This is a genomic window from Silanimonas sp. (assembly GCF_027530345.1).
GTDB lineage: Bacteria > Pseudomonadota > Gammaproteobacteria > Xanthomonadales > Xanthomonadaceae > Silanimonas.
This window is the reverse complement of sequence record NZ_JAPZQK010000013.1, coordinates 130,400-144,219: the sequence shown is the minus strand read 5'-3', so window position 1 is coordinate 144,219 and position 13,820 is coordinate 130,400. Positions and strand designations below refer to the sequence as shown.

Sequence of the window (13,820 nt, the reverse complement as noted above, 5' to 3'; positions counted from 1 at the left end):
GCCGCGCAGCATCGACGGCGGGCCGCTCGGCCCGGCACCCGGGGAGGGGTGAACCATGCGCATCGTCATTGCTGGCCTGATCGGCGGCCTCGTCTTCTTCTTCTGGGGCGCGATCGCCCACATGGCGCTTGGCCTCGGCGACCGGGGCATGCATTACGGCGGGGCGCCGAAAGCGACGCTCGCGGTGATGGGCGCGGATCTGGCCAAGCCCGGCATCCATGTGCTGCCCAGCCTGCCCGAGGCGCAAATGGGCGATGCCGAGGCGGTGGCCGCGTTCGCCAAGGAGCACACCGGCTCCGGCTACGCCTTCATCGTCTACCAGCCCGGCGGGAACCCCGGACTGGCCGACATGGGCCCCAATCTCGGCAAGCAGTGGGTGACCGACACCGTCGCGGCCCTGCTGGCGGCCTGGCTGCTGTCGTTGCTGACCGGCGGCTTCGGGCAGCGGGTCATGGTGGCCAGCGCTCTCGGGGTGTTCGCCACGGTGGCGCTGCTGGTCCCGTTCTGGAACTGGTACCTGTTCCCGCTGGATTTCGTGCTCGGCAACCTCGCGAAACACGCGCTGGGGTGGGCGCTGGCGGGCGCCGCGATGGCATGGTGGCTGGAGCGCAAGCGATAATCCGCCTCCTGTTCCCGCGAGACCCCCTCGATGCTTGACCCGACCCTGCTGCGCGCCGAGCTGGCCGCCACCGCCGAGCGCCTGAAGACCACGCGCGGCTTCGCCATCGACGTCGAGGCCTTGCAGTCGATCGAAGCCGAGCGCAAGCAGATCCAGGTGCGCACGCAGGAGCTGCAGAACCTGCGCAACACCCGCAGCAAGGCCATCGGCATGGCCAAGGCCAAGGGGGAGGATGTCGCGCCGCTGATGGCCGAAGTCGCGGCCATCGGCGATGAGCTGAAGGCCTCCGAGGCGCGCCTCGAGGCGATCAAGGCCGAGATCGACGCGATCGCCGGCGGCATCCCGAACCTGCCCGACGCGTCCGTGCCCTTCGGCGCCGACGAGGGCGGCAACGTCGAGCAGCATCGCTGGGGCACGCCGCGCGCGTTCGATTTCGCGGTCAAGGACCACGTCGAGCTCGGCGCCCGCGACGGCATGCTCGACGGCGAGGCCGGCGCCAAACTCAGCGGTTCGCGCTTCACCGTCCTTCGCGGTGGCGTCGCCCGCCTGCATCGCGCGCTGGCGCAGTTCATGCTCGATCTGCACACCCGCGAGCACGGCTGCCTCGAAGTGAACGTGCCGCTGATCGTCAACGCCGAGAGCATGCGCGGTACCGGCCAGCTGCCGAAGTTCGAGGAGGACCTGTTCTCGACCACGGTGGGCGAGGGCAAGCGCTACCTGATCCCGACCTCGGAAGTCTCGCTGACCAACCTCGTCCGCGACGAGATCGTCGACGCGGCAGCCCTGCCGATGCGCCTCACCGCCCACTCGATGTGCTTCCGCGCCGAGGCCGGCAGCGGCGGCCGCGACATGCGCGGCATGATCCGCCAGCACCAGTTCGAGAAGGTCGAGCTCGTCACCCTCGCCACGCCCGAGCAGAGCGCCGACGAGCACGAGCGCATGACCCGCAATGCCGAAGTGGTGCTGGAGAAGCTCGGCCTGCCGTACCGTCGCATGCTGCTGTGCACGGGCGACATGGGCTTCTCGGCCACCAAGACCTACGACCTCGAGGTCTGGCTGCCGAGCCAGGCCACCTACCGCGAGATCAGCTCCTGCTCGAATTGCGGCGATTTCCAGGCGCGCCGGATGCAGGCGCGCTTCCGCAACCCGGCCACCGGCAAGCCCGAGCTGCTGCATACGCTCAACGGATCGGGCGTCGCCGTCGGCCGTGCGCTGATCGCCGTGATGGAAAACCACCAGAACGCCGATGGCAGCATCACCGTGCCCGAGGTCCTGCGCCCCTACCTCGGCGGCGCCGAGCGCATCTGAGCCCCCGACGATGAGCAGCGGCGAACTCGACCTCAACGACCTGAAGCTGTTCGCCCTCGTCGTCGAGCATGGCGGTTATGCCGCCGCCGAGCGCGCCTCGGGCGTGCCGAAGTCGCGGCTGTCGCGGCGCATCGCCCAGCTCGAGGAGGATTTCGGCGTCCGCCTGATCCAGCGCTCGACGCGCAAGTTCGCGGTCACCGAGGTCGGGCAGAACGTCTTCAAGCATGCGCAGTCGATGCTGGCGCAGGCGCAGGCCGCGCAGGAGGCCGTGCAGGTGCTCAGCGCCGAGCCGCGCGGCGTGGTGCGCGTGAGCTGCCCGGTCTCGCTCTCGCAGCGGTTGCTCTCGCGGGTGGTGCCCGGCTTCCTGGTCCAGCACCCGAAGGTGCGCCTGCAGGTCCATGTCGCGAACCGACGGGTGGACGTGATCGAGGAAGGCTTCGACATCGCCCTCCGCGTTCGGACGCGACTCGACACCGACGGCGAACTCGCGATGCGCCGTTTCGGCGAGTTCCGCGAGCTGCTGGTGGCGAGCCCGATCTACCTCGCCCGCCATGGCCGCCCCATCGACCCGGAAGCCCTCGCGGACCACGTCACGCTGAGCATGAGCGAGGACGACGCGCGGCAGGTGTGGGAACTTCACGGCCCCAACGGCGAGACCCGCAAGGTCGAGATCAAGCCGCGGCTGATGGCGCTCGATTTCCCGCTGCTTCAGGAAGCCGCCATGGCCGGCATCGGCATTGCGCTGATGCCCGAGGCCGCCTGCGTCGATGCCGTGCGCGCCGGGCGGCTGGAGGTCGTGATGCCGGCCTGGAGCCTGCAGCAGGGCATCTTCCACGCCGTGTTTCCCTCGCGACGCGGCCAGCTTCCCGCTGTCCGCGCCTTCATCGACCATATGGTCGAGGAGTTCCCGCGCCTGATGGGCGAGGCGAGGCTGTAACGCAAGTCGCGGCTGCGGCTCAGGAAGGCCGCGGCTACAATGCCCGCGCACGGAGAGATGGCCGAGTGGCTTAAGGCAGCGGTCTTGAAAACCGCCGAAGGGTAAAACCTTCCGTGGGTTCGAATCCCACTCTCTCCGCCATCCCGGGGCCTTCGCGACGGAGGGCCCGCGGGGATTTCCGATCACGCCGTGCCGACGGATCACAAGGGGGCAGGCATGGAGTACCGCTTCGAGCAGCGCGGGCGACGGCCGATCGTCGCCGTGGCCGCGATCCTGGGTGCTGGCATGGCCGCGATCGGGATGGCCCATGCTGCGCCCTGGTACTTCACCGCGACGGCGGGTGTCTCGACCCTCATGGCCGCCGCGATTTTCCTGCGCGATCGCCGAAGCGGCCTGCTTCTCGAAGGCGGGCGACTGACGCTGTTCAGGGGCGCATGGCGCCGGGCCATCGATGTCGGAACGATCCGCCGCGTCCGAATCACCCGATGGTCGGAAGGCCAACCCAGCGTCTGGCTCGATGTCGATGACGCCCCTCCTTATCGACTCCCCGGCGAGTGCTTCGGATCGGCCGAGGCCCTTGGGCGCGTCTTCCGGCAGCGCGGCATTCCGGTCGAGTGACGGCGCGGTACGGCACGATGCAACCCCTGATTCTTCCCCTGATCCTCGTCGTTCATGCCCTGCTGGTCTTCGCGCCGGCCGTGTCCATGTGGTTCGCGATGTCGCGACCGGCCCCGGGCAAGAGGCGCTGGCTCGCGATGGTGCTGGCCTTGACCGGCCCACTCGTCGCCGCCTACCTGCTGGTCGTCATCGCTTGGGTGCCTTCCTACTCCGGCGAGTGCGGCGGCTGGCTCGGTGAGACCAGCCCCTGCAACGGTTTCGGCCAGTACGTGACCGAAACCCTGTACTGGGCCGCGATGGGCCTGGCCGTGCCCGCCGTCGTCGGCCTCGGGAACGGCGTCGGCGTGCTCCTCCTGAGGTGGCTTTTCGTCGATCGCGGACGGGCGTCGGCTTCTTCGCTCGCGGGTGGTGCCCCGTCGTTCCTCGTGATCCAGTCCGACGCCTTCGCCGTTCTCTGCGGCGCACCCGCCGACCCACGGCGGATGACCGCGCTTGCGATGCGCCACCATCGTGGGGCCGTCTGTCTGGGCCGCGGGGGCGAGGTCTTCACCCTCGTGGAGGTCAACCCGCTTCACGTCGTGACCCTGCTCGACCGCCTGCTGCCTTGGCGCAAGGTGCCGGCACGCCTCGTCGGCCAGCCCGGGCCGGACATGTCGCTCGAGGACGTGCGCGCCCGGCTGCTTGCGATCCTGCAGAGGGACAGCAGCATCGCGGACTTCCTCGCGATGCCGGCCGATGCCGCCATCGCCCGGCTGGAGCGGGCGCAATCGCCGGCCGAACTGATCGACGCCGCGGACGCCATCACCCGGGGCTAGCGTGGACCGGCGCTGCAGGGAAACCCGTTCTGCCGCCGTTCCGGATCCCGCACCGTCGTCCCGTGACTCGAAGAGGCGTTTTCCTACATCCGGTCACGACGTCCGCCCTTGTCGTGCCGAGGTCCCCGCACCTAGTCTGTGCGTGTCCCCAACCCATCCCCCCCGTGGAACAAGGAAGCGTCGACAATGATCAAGGTGTTCCTGCTGGACGACCACGCGCTCGTGCGCACGGGCTATCGTCTGATCCTCGAGCGCGAGACCGACATGCAGGTGGTCGGCGAAGCCGAGGATGGTGAGTCCGGCCTGCCGCTCATCCGCCAGCTCGTGCCCGACGTCGTGCTGTGCGATCTCCACCTTCCTGGCGTCAGTGGCCTCGAGATCACCGAGCGCCTCGCGAAGGGCGACACGCCGACGCGCGTCGTGATCTGTTCCGTCCAGCAGGACGGACCGATGCCTCGCCGCCTGATGGCTGCCGGTGCGCACGGCTACGTGGGCAAGGGCTGCGACGCCAACGAGTTGCTGCGCGCCATCCGCGAAGCCGCTCGCGGCAAGCGCTATCTCGCCAGCGACGTGGCGCAGCACATCGCGCTGGGCGGCGCGCAGGCGGAGTCGCCGTTCGAGAATCTCTCTCCGCGCGAGATGGAGGTGGCGAAGCTGCTCTGCCAGGGCCTCAAGCTCGAAGAGATCGGCCGCCGACTCCACCTCAGCGGGAAGACCGTCGCGACCCACAAGTACCGCCTGCTCGACAAGCTGGCGATCAAGGACACGGTCTCACTGGCCCGCCTCGCCACGCAGTACGGCGTGCACGACGCGACCCTCTCGCCGAACTGAGGCGTCGTTGCCCGCGAGCGCGGGGCGAAAGCAAACGGCCCGGGAATCCCGGGCCGTTTGCTTTTCATCTTTGTCGCAGCCTAGGCCGCCCGGAATCAGGCCGGCCGCGGGCCGTCGCTGCTCTCCGACGCTTCGCCGGCCTCGGGGGCAGCGGCGGTCGGGGCCGCAGGTGCTGAAGCCGGCGCCCCCAGTTCGGCGAGCAGGTCGCGCTGCAGCGGCGAGGGCACCGGAGCCGCCTCGACTGCCGGGGCTGGCGCTGCCTCCACCACCACCGGAGCAACGTCGATCGCCACTGGAGTCTGATCGGCGACAGCCGGCGTCTCCACGGCTTCCGGAAGCGCTTCCACGACGGGTGTGGCGTCCGCCGGCTGCGGTGCCTCGGCCACCACGGCCTCGGGTTCTGCTGCGGCGGCGGGCGCGGGTGCCGGAGGCGCGGGTGCGGCAACCGGTTCCACGATCGGCGCCGCGGCGGGCTTCGCCGGGGCCGGCAGGTCGTCGAAGTCGGTCTCGGCGCTGGTCAGCAGCACGGAGGTCGTCGCTGCGACGGCGCGATCACCGGCGGGCTTCGGCGACTCGCCGTCCTCGTCACCTTCGGCGTCGTCGCCGAAATCCTCGCCATCCAGCGCATCGCCCGCGGCGGTGCCATCGGCACCGTCCGTGCCGGCGCCGCGACGGCGGCGACGTCCACCGCGACGGCCGCGGCGACGCTTGCCGCCCGCGCCGACTTCGGCCGACGAAGCGCCTTCCGAACCGTTGGTCTCGGCGCCTTCGATGGCCGTCGTGTCGACGATGGCTTCGGCCGTCTCGGGCGTCGGCGCGAAGCCTTCGGCCAGCGCGGCGTTCGCGACGGGGCGCATGGGCTCGGAGACCACGGCTTCGGCGACCACGGCCACGCCCGCGACGGAACCTGCGGCTGCGGCCGTAACGTTCGTGCGCGGTTCCTGCGGACGGCGGCCCGGTTCCTGCTTGCGCTGCTCGGCCTTCTCGGCTTCGCGCTTCTGCTGTTCTTCCCGACGCTGCTGCTTCTCGAGGCGACGCTGCTCCTCGAGCTTGCGCTGCTCGTCGATGCGCTTCTGCTCCTCGGGGCTCCGCTCCGGCTTGTTGCCGTTGCGGTCGCGGCGGTCGCCGCGGCCCGGTCGCTCATTGCGCTCGCCGCGCGGCACGGGCTGCTCGCCGGTGGTGGCGCCCTGGCGCTCGCCACGATCGCTGCGCTCGTTCGTGCGGTCGCCGCGGTTACCGCGCTCGTTGCGATCGCCGCGCTGGCCACCGCGGTCGTTGCGCGGGCCGCGATCCTCGCGGCGCGGGCGCTCGCCCTGCGGCTTGGCGGGGGCGGCGGCCGGGGCGGCGGCGGGAGCGCCGTCGTCGCCGGTGAACACCGACATCAGGCGGCTCCAGAAACCGCGCTTCTGCGGCGTTGCCGCGGGAGCGACGGCCACCGGGGCGGCCGGCGCCGGAGCGACGTCGCCATCGAAGGTTTCGACCGGACGATTCGGCATGGGCTGCACCGGCTGCACCTTCGTCACGGCGGGCGCCGGCGGGATGTTCAGCTGGTTCTTCGTCAGCGCATGCAACTCGAGCTTGCGCGGCGAGGTGCGGTGGTAGCTCGGCTTCGACGATTCCTCGCCCAGCTCGTTCTCGCGCAGGCGCGTCACGGTGTAGTGCGGGATATCGAGCGCCGGGTCGGCGACGATGATGATCGGCGAATCATGGCGCTGCTCGATCTCGGTGATCGCGCGGCGCTTCTCGTTGAGCAGGTAGTTGGCGATCTGCGACGGGGCCTGCACCAGCACCTGGCCGGTGTTCTCCTTCATCGCATGCTCTTCCACGACGCGCAGGATCGACAGCGACAGCGACTCGACGCTGCGCACGCGGCCGTGGCCGTCGCAGCGCGGGCAGACCATCTGGCTGCTTTCGCCCAAGGAGGGGCGCAGGCGCTGGCGGCTCATTTCCAGCAGGCCGAAGCGCGAGATGCGGCCGATCTGCACGCGGGCGCGATCGTGCTTCAGGGCGTTCTGCAAGCGGTCCTCGACCTGGCGCTGGGCCTTGGTCGAGCTCATGTCGATGAAGTCGATGACCACGAGGCCGCCGAGGTCGCGCAGGCGGAGCTGGCGGGCCACTTCCTCGGCCGCCTCCAGGTTCGTCTGCAGCGCGGTTTCCTCGATGTCGCCGCCCTTGGTGGCGCGGGCCGAGTTCACGTCGACCGAGGTGAGGGCTTCCGTCTGGTCGATGACCAGCGCGCCGCCCGAGGGCAGGCGCACGTTGCGCTCGTAGGCGTTCTCGATCTGCGATTCGATCTGGAAGCGGTTGAACAGCGGGATCGGGTCGCCGTAGAGCTTCAGCTTCCGCAGGGCGTTCGGCATGACCTGCTGCATGAACTCGCGGGCTTCGTCGTACATCGCCTGCGTGTCGACGAGGATCTCGTTGACGTCGCCGCGCAGGTAGTCGCGCAGGGCGCGGACGATCAGGCGCGATTCCTGGTAGATCAGGAACGGCGCCGGCTTCGACAGGGCGGCGTCGCAGATGGCGCGCCAGACCTGCAGAAGGTAGTTCAGGTCCCACTGCAGCTCTTCCGCGTCGCGGCCGACGCCAGCGGTGCGGATGATGACGCCCATGTCATCGGGGATGTTGATGGCGTCGAGCGCTTCCTTCAGCGCCTGCCGGTCTTCGCCCTCGATGCGGCGCGAGACCCCGCCGGCGTTCGGCGAGTTCGGCATCAGCACCATGTAGCGGCCGGCCAGCGAGATGAAGGTGGTCAGGGCGGCGCCCTTGTTGCCACGTTCTTCCTTGTCGACCTGGATGACGACTTCCTGGCCTTCGCGCAGGCATTCCTTGAGCGTGTTTTTGTCGGGGTTCGTCCCCGGCTGGAAGTACTCGCGGGCGATCTCCTTCAGCGGAAGGAAGCCATGGCGGTCGACGCCGTATTCGACGAAGGCCGCTTCGAGGGAGGGTTCCAGCCGCGTGATGCGGCCCTTGTAGATGTTGGACTTGCGCTGTTCCTTGGCCGACTGCTCGATATCGATGTCGTACAGGGACTGGCCGTCCACGATCGCCACGCGCAGTTCTTCTGCCTGCGTGGCATTGATCAGCATCCGCTTCATTGTCAGGTTCCTCATGCGCTCTACCGCGAGGAACGCCGGGTCGGGCCCGTCATCCGGCGCCGCTTGCGCGGCGCCTGGCATCGATCCAGCGCTTCGGACCGTCGGGGCATTCCCGCGGGAGCGCTTCATTTGTATTCCACTGATGCCGGTCGGTGTGTCAGGCCGATCCGGTGCTAGCCGCGTGGCCGTCAGGCAACCCTTCGGGACACTCGGGCAGGGGGCGGGTTTGCCCACTCGAAAGCCGCTAACATGATCGCCCCCGGGGGGCGTGGTCGCGTTTCGACGGGAACTCAGGGGAGGGGGCTTTCGGCCAACTCCCAAGCGAATCAGAACCTTAGCCTGCGCGCGGAGCTTAACAGATGCGCTCCGGCCCGCCCACCCCGTCGGTCTCGCCCATGAATGAGAAAACCGGAGGCGTTCGCCTCGTCCGCGTCCCGGACGACCGCGACGGCCAGCGCCTCGACAATTTCCTGCTCGGCCAGCTCAAGGGCGCGCCGCGTTCGATCATCTACAAGATCGTGCGCTCCGGGCAGGTGCGGGTGAACGGCGGCCGGGCCAAGCCGGAGACCAAGATCAAGGCCGGGGACGAGGTGCGCATTCCGCCGGTCCGGTTGGCCGAGGAGGGGGAGCCCAAGGTCGCGCCCAAGGGGCTGCTGGACCGCCTGGCCGCGAGCATCGTCTTCGAGGACAAGGCCATCCTCGCCCTGAACAAGCCCTCCGGCATCGCTGCCCACGGCGGGTCGGGGGTCAGTTTCGGCGTGATCGAGGGCCTCCGGGCCCTGCGTCCGAACGAGTCCATCGAGCTGGTGCACCGGCTCGACCGCGACACCTCCGGGGTCATCGTGCTGGCGAAGAAGCGCTCGGCCCTGCTGGAGCTGCAGGCCCTGATGCGCGGTGGCGAGGATGACGAGGGCCCGGGCAAGCGCTACCTCGCCCTGCTGGTCGGCCGCGTTCCGGACGGCACGATCACGGTCGATGCGCCGCTGCGGAAGTCGGTGCTGCAGGGCGGCGAGCGGATGGTTCGCGTCGATCCCGAGGGCAAGGCGTCCGTCAGCCACATCAAGGTGCTCGAGCGTCGCGGTGGGCACAGCTTCTGCGAGATCCGCATCGAGACCGGCCGCACGCACCAGATCCGCGTGCACGCGGCCCATATCGGGCACCCGGTGGCCGGTGATCCGAAGTACGGCGACAAGGAAGCCAACAAGCGTCTCGCCGAGCAGGTCGGCCTGAAGCGCCTCTTCCTGCACGCCGCATCGATGGAGTTCGCGCTCGATGGCGGCGCGACGCCCTACCTCGTGACCGCGCCGCTCAGCGACGAGCTGCGCGCGGTACTCGACCGGCTGGCCTGAGGGCCTCGGCGGATCAGCGCTGCAACAGCGCTTCGGCCTTGGCGGCGCAGGCGAAATCGTTGATCGACAGCCCGCCCACGTCGTGGGTTGAGAAGCGCACCACGCAGCGGTCGTAGTGCACGCCGAGGTCGGGGTGGTGGTCTTCCGCGTGGGCGATGAAAGCCAGTGCGTTCACGTAGGCCATCGTGCGGTGGTAGTCGGCGAAGCGGAAGGTCTTCTCGATGGCCGGGCCATCGTCGATCAGGCGCCAGCCCGCTGGCAGCAAGGCAAGCAGAGCCGCCACGCGCTCCGGCGACAGCTGGTGCTCGGCGCCGCGCAGCGGCGTGCAGTGGGCGGTGGCGAGTTCGGCGAGGGTCGTCATGGCAGGTCCATTCGGCAAAGGCGGCGTGGGCGTCGGGCGAGGTCGCGTGATGGCGGCTCGACGCCGGTGAAGCGCGGGGGCGCATAGAATACGCCGATGATCCAGATCACCGAATCCGCCCAGACCCACTTCCGCCGATTGCTCGAAACGCAGGGCGGCGATGCCGTGGGCATCCGTCTTTCCGCATTGCATGCCGGCACGCCGAAGGCCGACGTGCGCTTGGAGTTCGCCGAGAAAAGCGACCTCGATGGCAACGAGTGGGCCGTGGACTGCGACGGGTTCACGCTGTTCGTCGATGGCGGCACCGCGGGCTACCTCGATGGCGCCGAGATCGACTACCGCACGAATGCCACCGGCGGAGAGCTCAATATCCGCGCGCCGAAGATTAAGGGCACGGCACCGGCCGATGGCGCGTCGATCCCGGAGCGCGTGCGCTGGATGCTCGACAACGAGATCAACCCGCAGCTCGCCGCGCACAAGGGCAACGTGCGTCTCGAGGAAGTGACCGCGGACGGCGTCGTGCTGCTGCGATTCGGCGGCGGCTGCCACGGCTGCGGCATGGCCGACGTCACCCTGAAGCAGGGCATCGAGAAGCAGCTGATGGCGAAGATCCCCGGCATCACCGCCGTGCGGGACGCCACCGACCACAGCACCGGCGAAGCGCCCTACATCGCGCGCTGATTCGCCGCGCTGCGGCTGCGGTTTCCTGCTGGACGCTGAATCGACGCGTTTTCATAAGGCCGCTTTAACCGCGGCTTACGCCTCGGCCCAACAGCATCGGGCGCTTCGTGATCGAGGCCCCCCGCACGCATGGCGTCAGACCGGCAGTTCTCGTGGCGCCGCAGCCTCGCTTGGGGCCTGTCCCTGGCCTTGCACCTCGGCTTGCTGGTGGCGATGACCCTGCCCAGCGAGCCTGTCGTTCTCGAGGCTGTCGCCGATGTCGCGCCGGTCCCGGCCTGGGTGCCGGTGGATCTGCTGGAACCGGCCGCGGAGCGCAGCGCGCCGGCGCTCGCGGATCGACCGCGCACCGCGGCGGCCCAAGTGGACGCATCGGCCACCGTCGCAGCGCCGCGAGGCGTGCCACCGTTGGTGGATCGCGCGCCGTCGATCGAGCCGGTCGATGCCGCTTCGCCGGAGACGACCGCAGCCCCCTCGCTCGCACCGGCGCCCGTGGCGCGCACGATCCCGTATCTCGACGACGAGGCTCGCGCCCTGCTGCCGAAGGAGAACCTGTATTCGGCGACGCCACCGCCGCGCGAGGGGGATTACTACACGCCGGGCAACGGCACCGAGGACGACGTGTTCTACCGTCCCCGGGCGCTGGACCCGAACCCGTCGCGATTCGCGCACGCTTGGCGGCCGCGCGGCAACCTCATCGACGATTGGCTCGGGCGGCTGGTGGAGAAGGCCTCGGGGAAGGTGTCGGTACCGCTCAACGCCAAGTTCTCGCTGGTCTGCGGAACCGTGGCCGGTATCGCGGGAAGCTGCACGATCGTCCGCAACGGCGGCACCGGGGTGATCGTGCAGCGCCCGCCGCCCGCCCCTTGGGACCGTTCCAACCGCGTCCAGTGCCGCGAGCTGCGGCAGGCCCTGGAGGACGCCGAGGAAGCCGTGCAGGTGGCGTACTTCCTCGACCGCCTGTCGGCCCTGTGCAGCTCCGACGACGCGGCCGAAAACGACGAAGCCCGGCGCGAGGCCGGGCTTCCCGTCGAGCAGAACGCGCCGAATACGGCGCTTTCCGATGATCAACGCGGCTTGTAGATCTCCACCGCTTGCGGCTGCGCGGCGAGGTAGGCGGCGATGTTCTGGATGTCGGCGTCGGTGAGCTTGTTGGCGCCTTCGGTCGCGCTGACCTGGGCGTTCATCAGCACGTTGACGCGGGCGCCGGAGCGGTAGTCCTTCAACGCTTTCTCGAGGTAATCGGCGTATTGGCCGGCGAGCAGCGGCGTGTTGCCGTCGATCGACTTGGCGCCGCCTTCGAGGTGGCAGCTGGCGCAGGACTGGCCGCCTTCCGGCGTGGCTTCGAAGCGCTGCTTGCCGGCGGCGATGTCGCCCTTCGGCGCGCCGACGGCGAGCACGGTGCCGGCGAAGAGGGCGAGGGAGGCGGTGGCGAGGGTCTGGAGGCGCATGGGGCGGAGGTCCTTCGTCACTTGGCCTTCGGGGCCGACAGGTAGGCGGCGAGGTCGGCGATGTCCTGGTCCGAGAAGCTCGAGGCCTGGGCGGTCATCGTCGGGTGTTGGCGGTCGCCGCTCTTGTAGGCCTTGAGCGCGTTGACGAGGTAGGCCTCGTTCTGGCCCGCGATCTTCGGCACGTGATAGCTCGGGTACGCGTTGCGGTACTCCGGGATGCCGTGGCAGCCGGCACAGGTGTAGGCCAGCGTCTTGCCGTTTTCGGCGTTGCCGGCGGCGTGGGCAGGCGCCGTCGCGAACGCGAGCGCGGTGCCGAACAGGGCGGTCAGGAGTCGACGCATCAGACGATCCGGGGTCAGGGTGGAAAGCCCGCGGATTATAGCCACCGTACGCGGCGCCTTGACAGGGTCATGGCGCAGGATGCGCCGGCGGCTCGGGCCACCCCTGATGTGCGCCGAATCTCTGATCCGCGTTCCACGGGGCTGTGTGCGAGGTCAGGCTGACTCTTGGCATATGCGTTTGTGAAGGCCGGGGATTAGTGTTGTATGAAACCAGCACACCACGGCCTTCCCATGACCGCTTCACGCTCGAACCCCTCCTCCACCCCGCGCTTCGCCCTGGCCCTCGGCCTGGCGGCCGTGCTCGCCCTGACTGCCTGCTCGGGCGGTGCCGAAGACGAGGGCGATGCCGCCACCGACGAGGAGACCGAGGCTACGGCCGAGGCCGGGGAGGACGGCAAGCCGGGCGAGGAGAAGAAGAACGAGGCCGTGCCGGTCGAGGTGGCCGCCGTGGCCGAGCGCCGAATCTCGGCCAGCTACAGCGGCACGGCGAACCTCGAGGTCCCGGCCGACGCCCAGGTCGTGGCCAAGACCGGCGGCGTGCTGCTGCGCGTCCTGGTCGAAGAAGGCGACACCGTCGAGGCCGGCCAGGCGCTGGCGCAGATCGACCCGGAGCGCACCCGCCTCGAGGTGGCCCGCGCCGAGGCCACGATGCGCCGCCTGCAGGCGAACTTCGAGCGCTCGAAGGAGCTGTTCGAACGCAAGCTGGTGAGCGCCGACGCCAACGACCAGCTGCGCTACGAATTCGAATCGGCCAAGGCCGCATACGACCTCGCGCGCCTCGAACTGAGCTACACCACGATCACCGCGCCGATCTCCGGCGTGGTCGCGCAGCGGATGGCGAAGCCGGGCAACTTGATCGCGCTGAACGCGCCGGTCTACCGCATCGTCGACAACTCCTACCTCGAGGCCGTGCTCAACGTGCCGGAGCGCGAGATGAACACCATGAAAGCCGGCTTGCCGATCCGCATGATGGTGGACGCGCTCTCGGGCCAGGTCTTCGAAGGCGAAGTCGGCCGGATCAGCCCGGTGGTGGATTCGCAGACGGGTACGTTCCGTGTCGTCGGCGTGTTCCGCGGCCAGGACAAGCTGCGGCCCGGCATGTTCGGTCGCCTCAACATCGTCTACGACGAACGCGACGCCGCGCTGACGGTGCCGCGCATCGCGCTCATCGAAGGCTCCGGCGAATCCGCGGTCTTCGTCGTCGAGAACGGCAAGGCCGTGCGCAAGGTGCTCCAGCTCGGCTACATCAACGGCGAGTACGCCGAGGTGCTGGGCGGCATTGAAGCCGGCGAGCAGGTCATCACCCAGGGCCGGGTCGCGGTGCGCGACGGGGCCGAAGTGGAAGTGCTGAACCCGACCGCCGCCGCGCCTGCCGCGACGGCTGTGGCCGACGCCGCCAACCGCTGAGCACCTG

At 69.5% G+C, this 13,820-nt stretch carries 14 protein-coding genes and 1 tRNA gene; 11 read left to right on the top strand and 4 right to left on the bottom strand.

The window, feature by feature from the left end; all coding sequences use genetic code 11:
- The first annotated feature begins 55 nt into the window (after nucleotides 1-55).
- The 7 genes from O9255_RS08080 (at nucleotide 56) to O9255_RS08050 (ending at nucleotide 5,128) form a co-directional block, all read left to right on the top strand.
- A complete protein-coding gene (locus O9255_RS08080) occupies nucleotides 56-619 on the top strand; it encodes a hypothetical protein (RefSeq protein ID WP_297866345.1) in 564 nt (187 codons plus the stop codon).
- A 30-nt stretch (nucleotides 620-649) separates the two neighbouring features.
- Complete coding sequence (gene serS, locus O9255_RS08075; RefSeq protein WP_297866344.1) at nucleotides 650-1,927, top strand: serine--tRNA ligase; 1,278 nt, start codon at nucleotides 650-652, stop codon at nucleotides 1,925-1,927.
- 10 nt (nucleotides 1,928-1,937) lie between these two features.
- A complete protein-coding gene (locus O9255_RS08070) occupies nucleotides 1,938-2,864 on the top strand; it encodes a LysR family transcriptional regulator (RefSeq protein WP_297866343.1) in 927 nt (308 codons plus the stop codon).
- A 51-nt stretch (nucleotides 2,865-2,915) separates the two neighbouring features.
- Nucleotides 2,916-3,005 (top strand) — tRNA-Ser (locus O9255_RS08065).
- A 75-nt stretch (nucleotides 3,006-3,080) separates the two neighbouring features.
- Nucleotides 3,081-3,482, top strand: a complete 402-nt coding sequence (locus O9255_RS08060; protein ID WP_297866342.1) for a hypothetical protein — start codon at nucleotides 3,081-3,083, stop codon at nucleotides 3,480-3,482.
- A gap of 17 nt (nucleotides 3,483-3,499) precedes the next feature.
- Complete coding sequence (locus tag O9255_RS08055; protein ID WP_297866341.1) at nucleotides 3,500-4,297, top strand: hypothetical protein; 798 nt, start codon at nucleotides 3,500-3,502, stop codon at nucleotides 4,295-4,297.
- Nucleotides 4,298-4,483: 186 nt separating this feature from the next.
- Nucleotides 4,484-5,128 carry a response regulator gene (locus O9255_RS08050; RefSeq protein WP_297866340.1) on the top strand — a complete coding sequence of 215 codons (645 nt, stop codon included), beginning with the start codon at nucleotides 4,484-4,486 and terminating at the stop codon, nucleotides 5,126-5,128.
- Between the two features lie 95 nt (nucleotides 5,129-5,223).
- Here the strand turns inward: O9255_RS08050 and O9255_RS08045 are convergent, their stop codons facing one another.
- On the bottom strand, nucleotides 5,224-8,226 hold the full coding sequence (locus O9255_RS08045) for an Rne/Rng family ribonuclease (protein ID WP_297866407.1): 3,003 nt from the start codon (nucleotides 8,224-8,226) through the stop codon (nucleotides 5,224-5,226).
- Between the two features lie 395 nt (nucleotides 8,227-8,621).
- Here O9255_RS08045 and O9255_RS08040 point away from each other — a divergent pair, with 395 nt between their 5' ends.
- The gene (locus O9255_RS08040) at nucleotides 8,622-9,575 is read left to right on the top strand and encodes an RluA family pseudouridine synthase (protein WP_297866339.1); all 954 of its coding nucleotides are present in this window, start codon (nucleotides 8,622-8,624) and stop codon (nucleotides 9,573-9,575) included.
- Between the two features lie 13 nt (nucleotides 9,576-9,588).
- On the opposite strand, the gene O9255_RS08035 is transcribed toward O9255_RS08040, so the two are convergent.
- The gene (locus tag O9255_RS08035) at nucleotides 9,589-9,936 is read right to left on the bottom strand and encodes a 4a-hydroxytetrahydrobiopterin dehydratase (RefSeq protein WP_297866338.1); all 348 of its coding nucleotides are present in this window, start codon (nucleotides 9,934-9,936) and stop codon (nucleotides 9,589-9,591) included.
- 96 nt (nucleotides 9,937-10,032) lie between these two features.
- On the opposite strand from O9255_RS08035, the gene O9255_RS08030 reads away from it, so the two are divergent.
- The gene (locus O9255_RS08030; RefSeq protein WP_297866337.1) at nucleotides 10,033-10,617 is read left to right on the top strand and encodes an NfuA family Fe-S biogenesis protein; all 585 of its coding nucleotides are present in this window, start codon (nucleotides 10,033-10,035) and stop codon (nucleotides 10,615-10,617) included.
- 129 nt (nucleotides 10,618-10,746) lie between these two features.
- Nucleotides 10,747-11,697 carry a hypothetical protein gene (locus O9255_RS08025; RefSeq protein WP_297866336.1) on the top strand — a complete coding sequence of 317 codons (951 nt, stop codon included), beginning with the start codon at nucleotides 10,747-10,749 and terminating at the stop codon, nucleotides 11,695-11,697.
- On the opposite strand, the gene O9255_RS08020 is transcribed toward O9255_RS08025, so the two are convergent.
- Nucleotides 11,682-12,065, bottom strand: coding sequence for a cytochrome c (locus O9255_RS08020; RefSeq protein ID WP_297866335.1), 384 nt, complete (start codon nucleotides 12,063-12,065; stop codon nucleotides 11,682-11,684). The two genes, O9255_RS08025 and O9255_RS08020, sit on opposite strands and share 16 nt — an antisense overlap.
- A 17-nt stretch (nucleotides 12,066-12,082) precedes the next feature.
- The gene (locus O9255_RS08015; protein ID WP_297866334.1) at nucleotides 12,083-12,406 is read right to left on the bottom strand and encodes a cytochrome c; all 324 of its coding nucleotides are present in this window, start codon (nucleotides 12,404-12,406) and stop codon (nucleotides 12,083-12,085) included.
- A 231-nt stretch (nucleotides 12,407-12,637) separates the two neighbouring features.
- Here O9255_RS08015 and O9255_RS08010 point away from each other — a divergent pair, with 231 nt between their 5' ends.
- On the top strand, nucleotides 12,638-13,813 hold the full coding sequence (locus O9255_RS08010) for an efflux RND transporter periplasmic adaptor subunit (protein WP_297866333.1): 1,176 nt from the start codon (nucleotides 12,638-12,640) through the stop codon (nucleotides 13,811-13,813).
- The last annotated feature ends 7 nt before the right edge of the window (nucleotides 13,814-13,820 follow it).

What these genes read in the sequence shown, in the direction of transcription:
- O9255_RS08080 (WP_297866345.1), top strand. Translation starts at nt 56, where the DNA reads ATGCGCATCGTCATTGCTGGCCTGATCGGCGGCCTCGTCTTCTTCTTC.
- serS (WP_297866344.1), top strand. Translation starts at nt 650, where the DNA reads ATGCTTGACCCGACCCTGCTGCGCGCCGAGCTGGCCGCCACCGCCGAG.
- O9255_RS08070 (WP_297866343.1), top strand. Translation starts at nt 1,938, where the DNA reads ATGAGCAGCGGCGAACTCGACCTCAACGACCTGAAGCTGTTCGCCCTC.
- O9255_RS08060 (WP_297866342.1), top strand. Translation starts at nt 3,081, where the DNA reads ATGGAGTACCGCTTCGAGCAGCGCGGGCGACGGCCGATCGTCGCCGTG.
- O9255_RS08055 (WP_297866341.1), top strand. Translation starts at nt 3,500, where the DNA reads ATGCAACCCCTGATTCTTCCCCTGATCCTCGTCGTTCATGCCCTGCTG.
- O9255_RS08050 (WP_297866340.1), top strand. Translation starts at nt 4,484, where the DNA reads ATGATCAAGGTGTTCCTGCTGGACGACCACGCGCTCGTGCGCACGGGC.
- O9255_RS08045 (WP_297866407.1), bottom strand. Translation starts at nt 8,226, where the DNA reads ATGAAGCGGATGCTGATCAATGCCACGCAGGCAGAAGAACTGCGCGTG.
- O9255_RS08040 (WP_297866339.1), top strand. Translation starts at nt 8,622, where the DNA reads ATGAATGAGAAAACCGGAGGCGTTCGCCTCGTCCGCGTCCCGGACGAC.
- O9255_RS08035 (WP_297866338.1), bottom strand. Translation starts at nt 9,936, where the DNA reads ATGACGACCCTCGCCGAACTCGCCACCGCCCACTGCACGCCGCTGCGC.
- O9255_RS08030 (WP_297866337.1), top strand. Translation starts at nt 10,033, where the DNA reads ATGATCCAGATCACCGAATCCGCCCAGACCCACTTCCGCCGATTGCTC.
- O9255_RS08025 (WP_297866336.1), top strand. Translation starts at nt 10,747, where the DNA reads ATGGCGTCAGACCGGCAGTTCTCGTGGCGCCGCAGCCTCGCTTGGGGC.
- O9255_RS08020 (WP_297866335.1), bottom strand. Translation starts at nt 12,065, where the DNA reads ATGCGCCTCCAGACCCTCGCCACCGCCTCCCTCGCCCTCTTCGCCGGC.
- O9255_RS08015 (WP_297866334.1), bottom strand. Translation starts at nt 12,406, where the DNA reads ATGCGTCGACTCCTGACCGCCCTGTTCGGCACCGCGCTCGCGTTCGCG.
- O9255_RS08010 (WP_297866333.1), top strand. Translation starts at nt 12,638, where the DNA reads ATGACCGCTTCACGCTCGAACCCCTCCTCCACCCCGCGCTTCGCCCTG.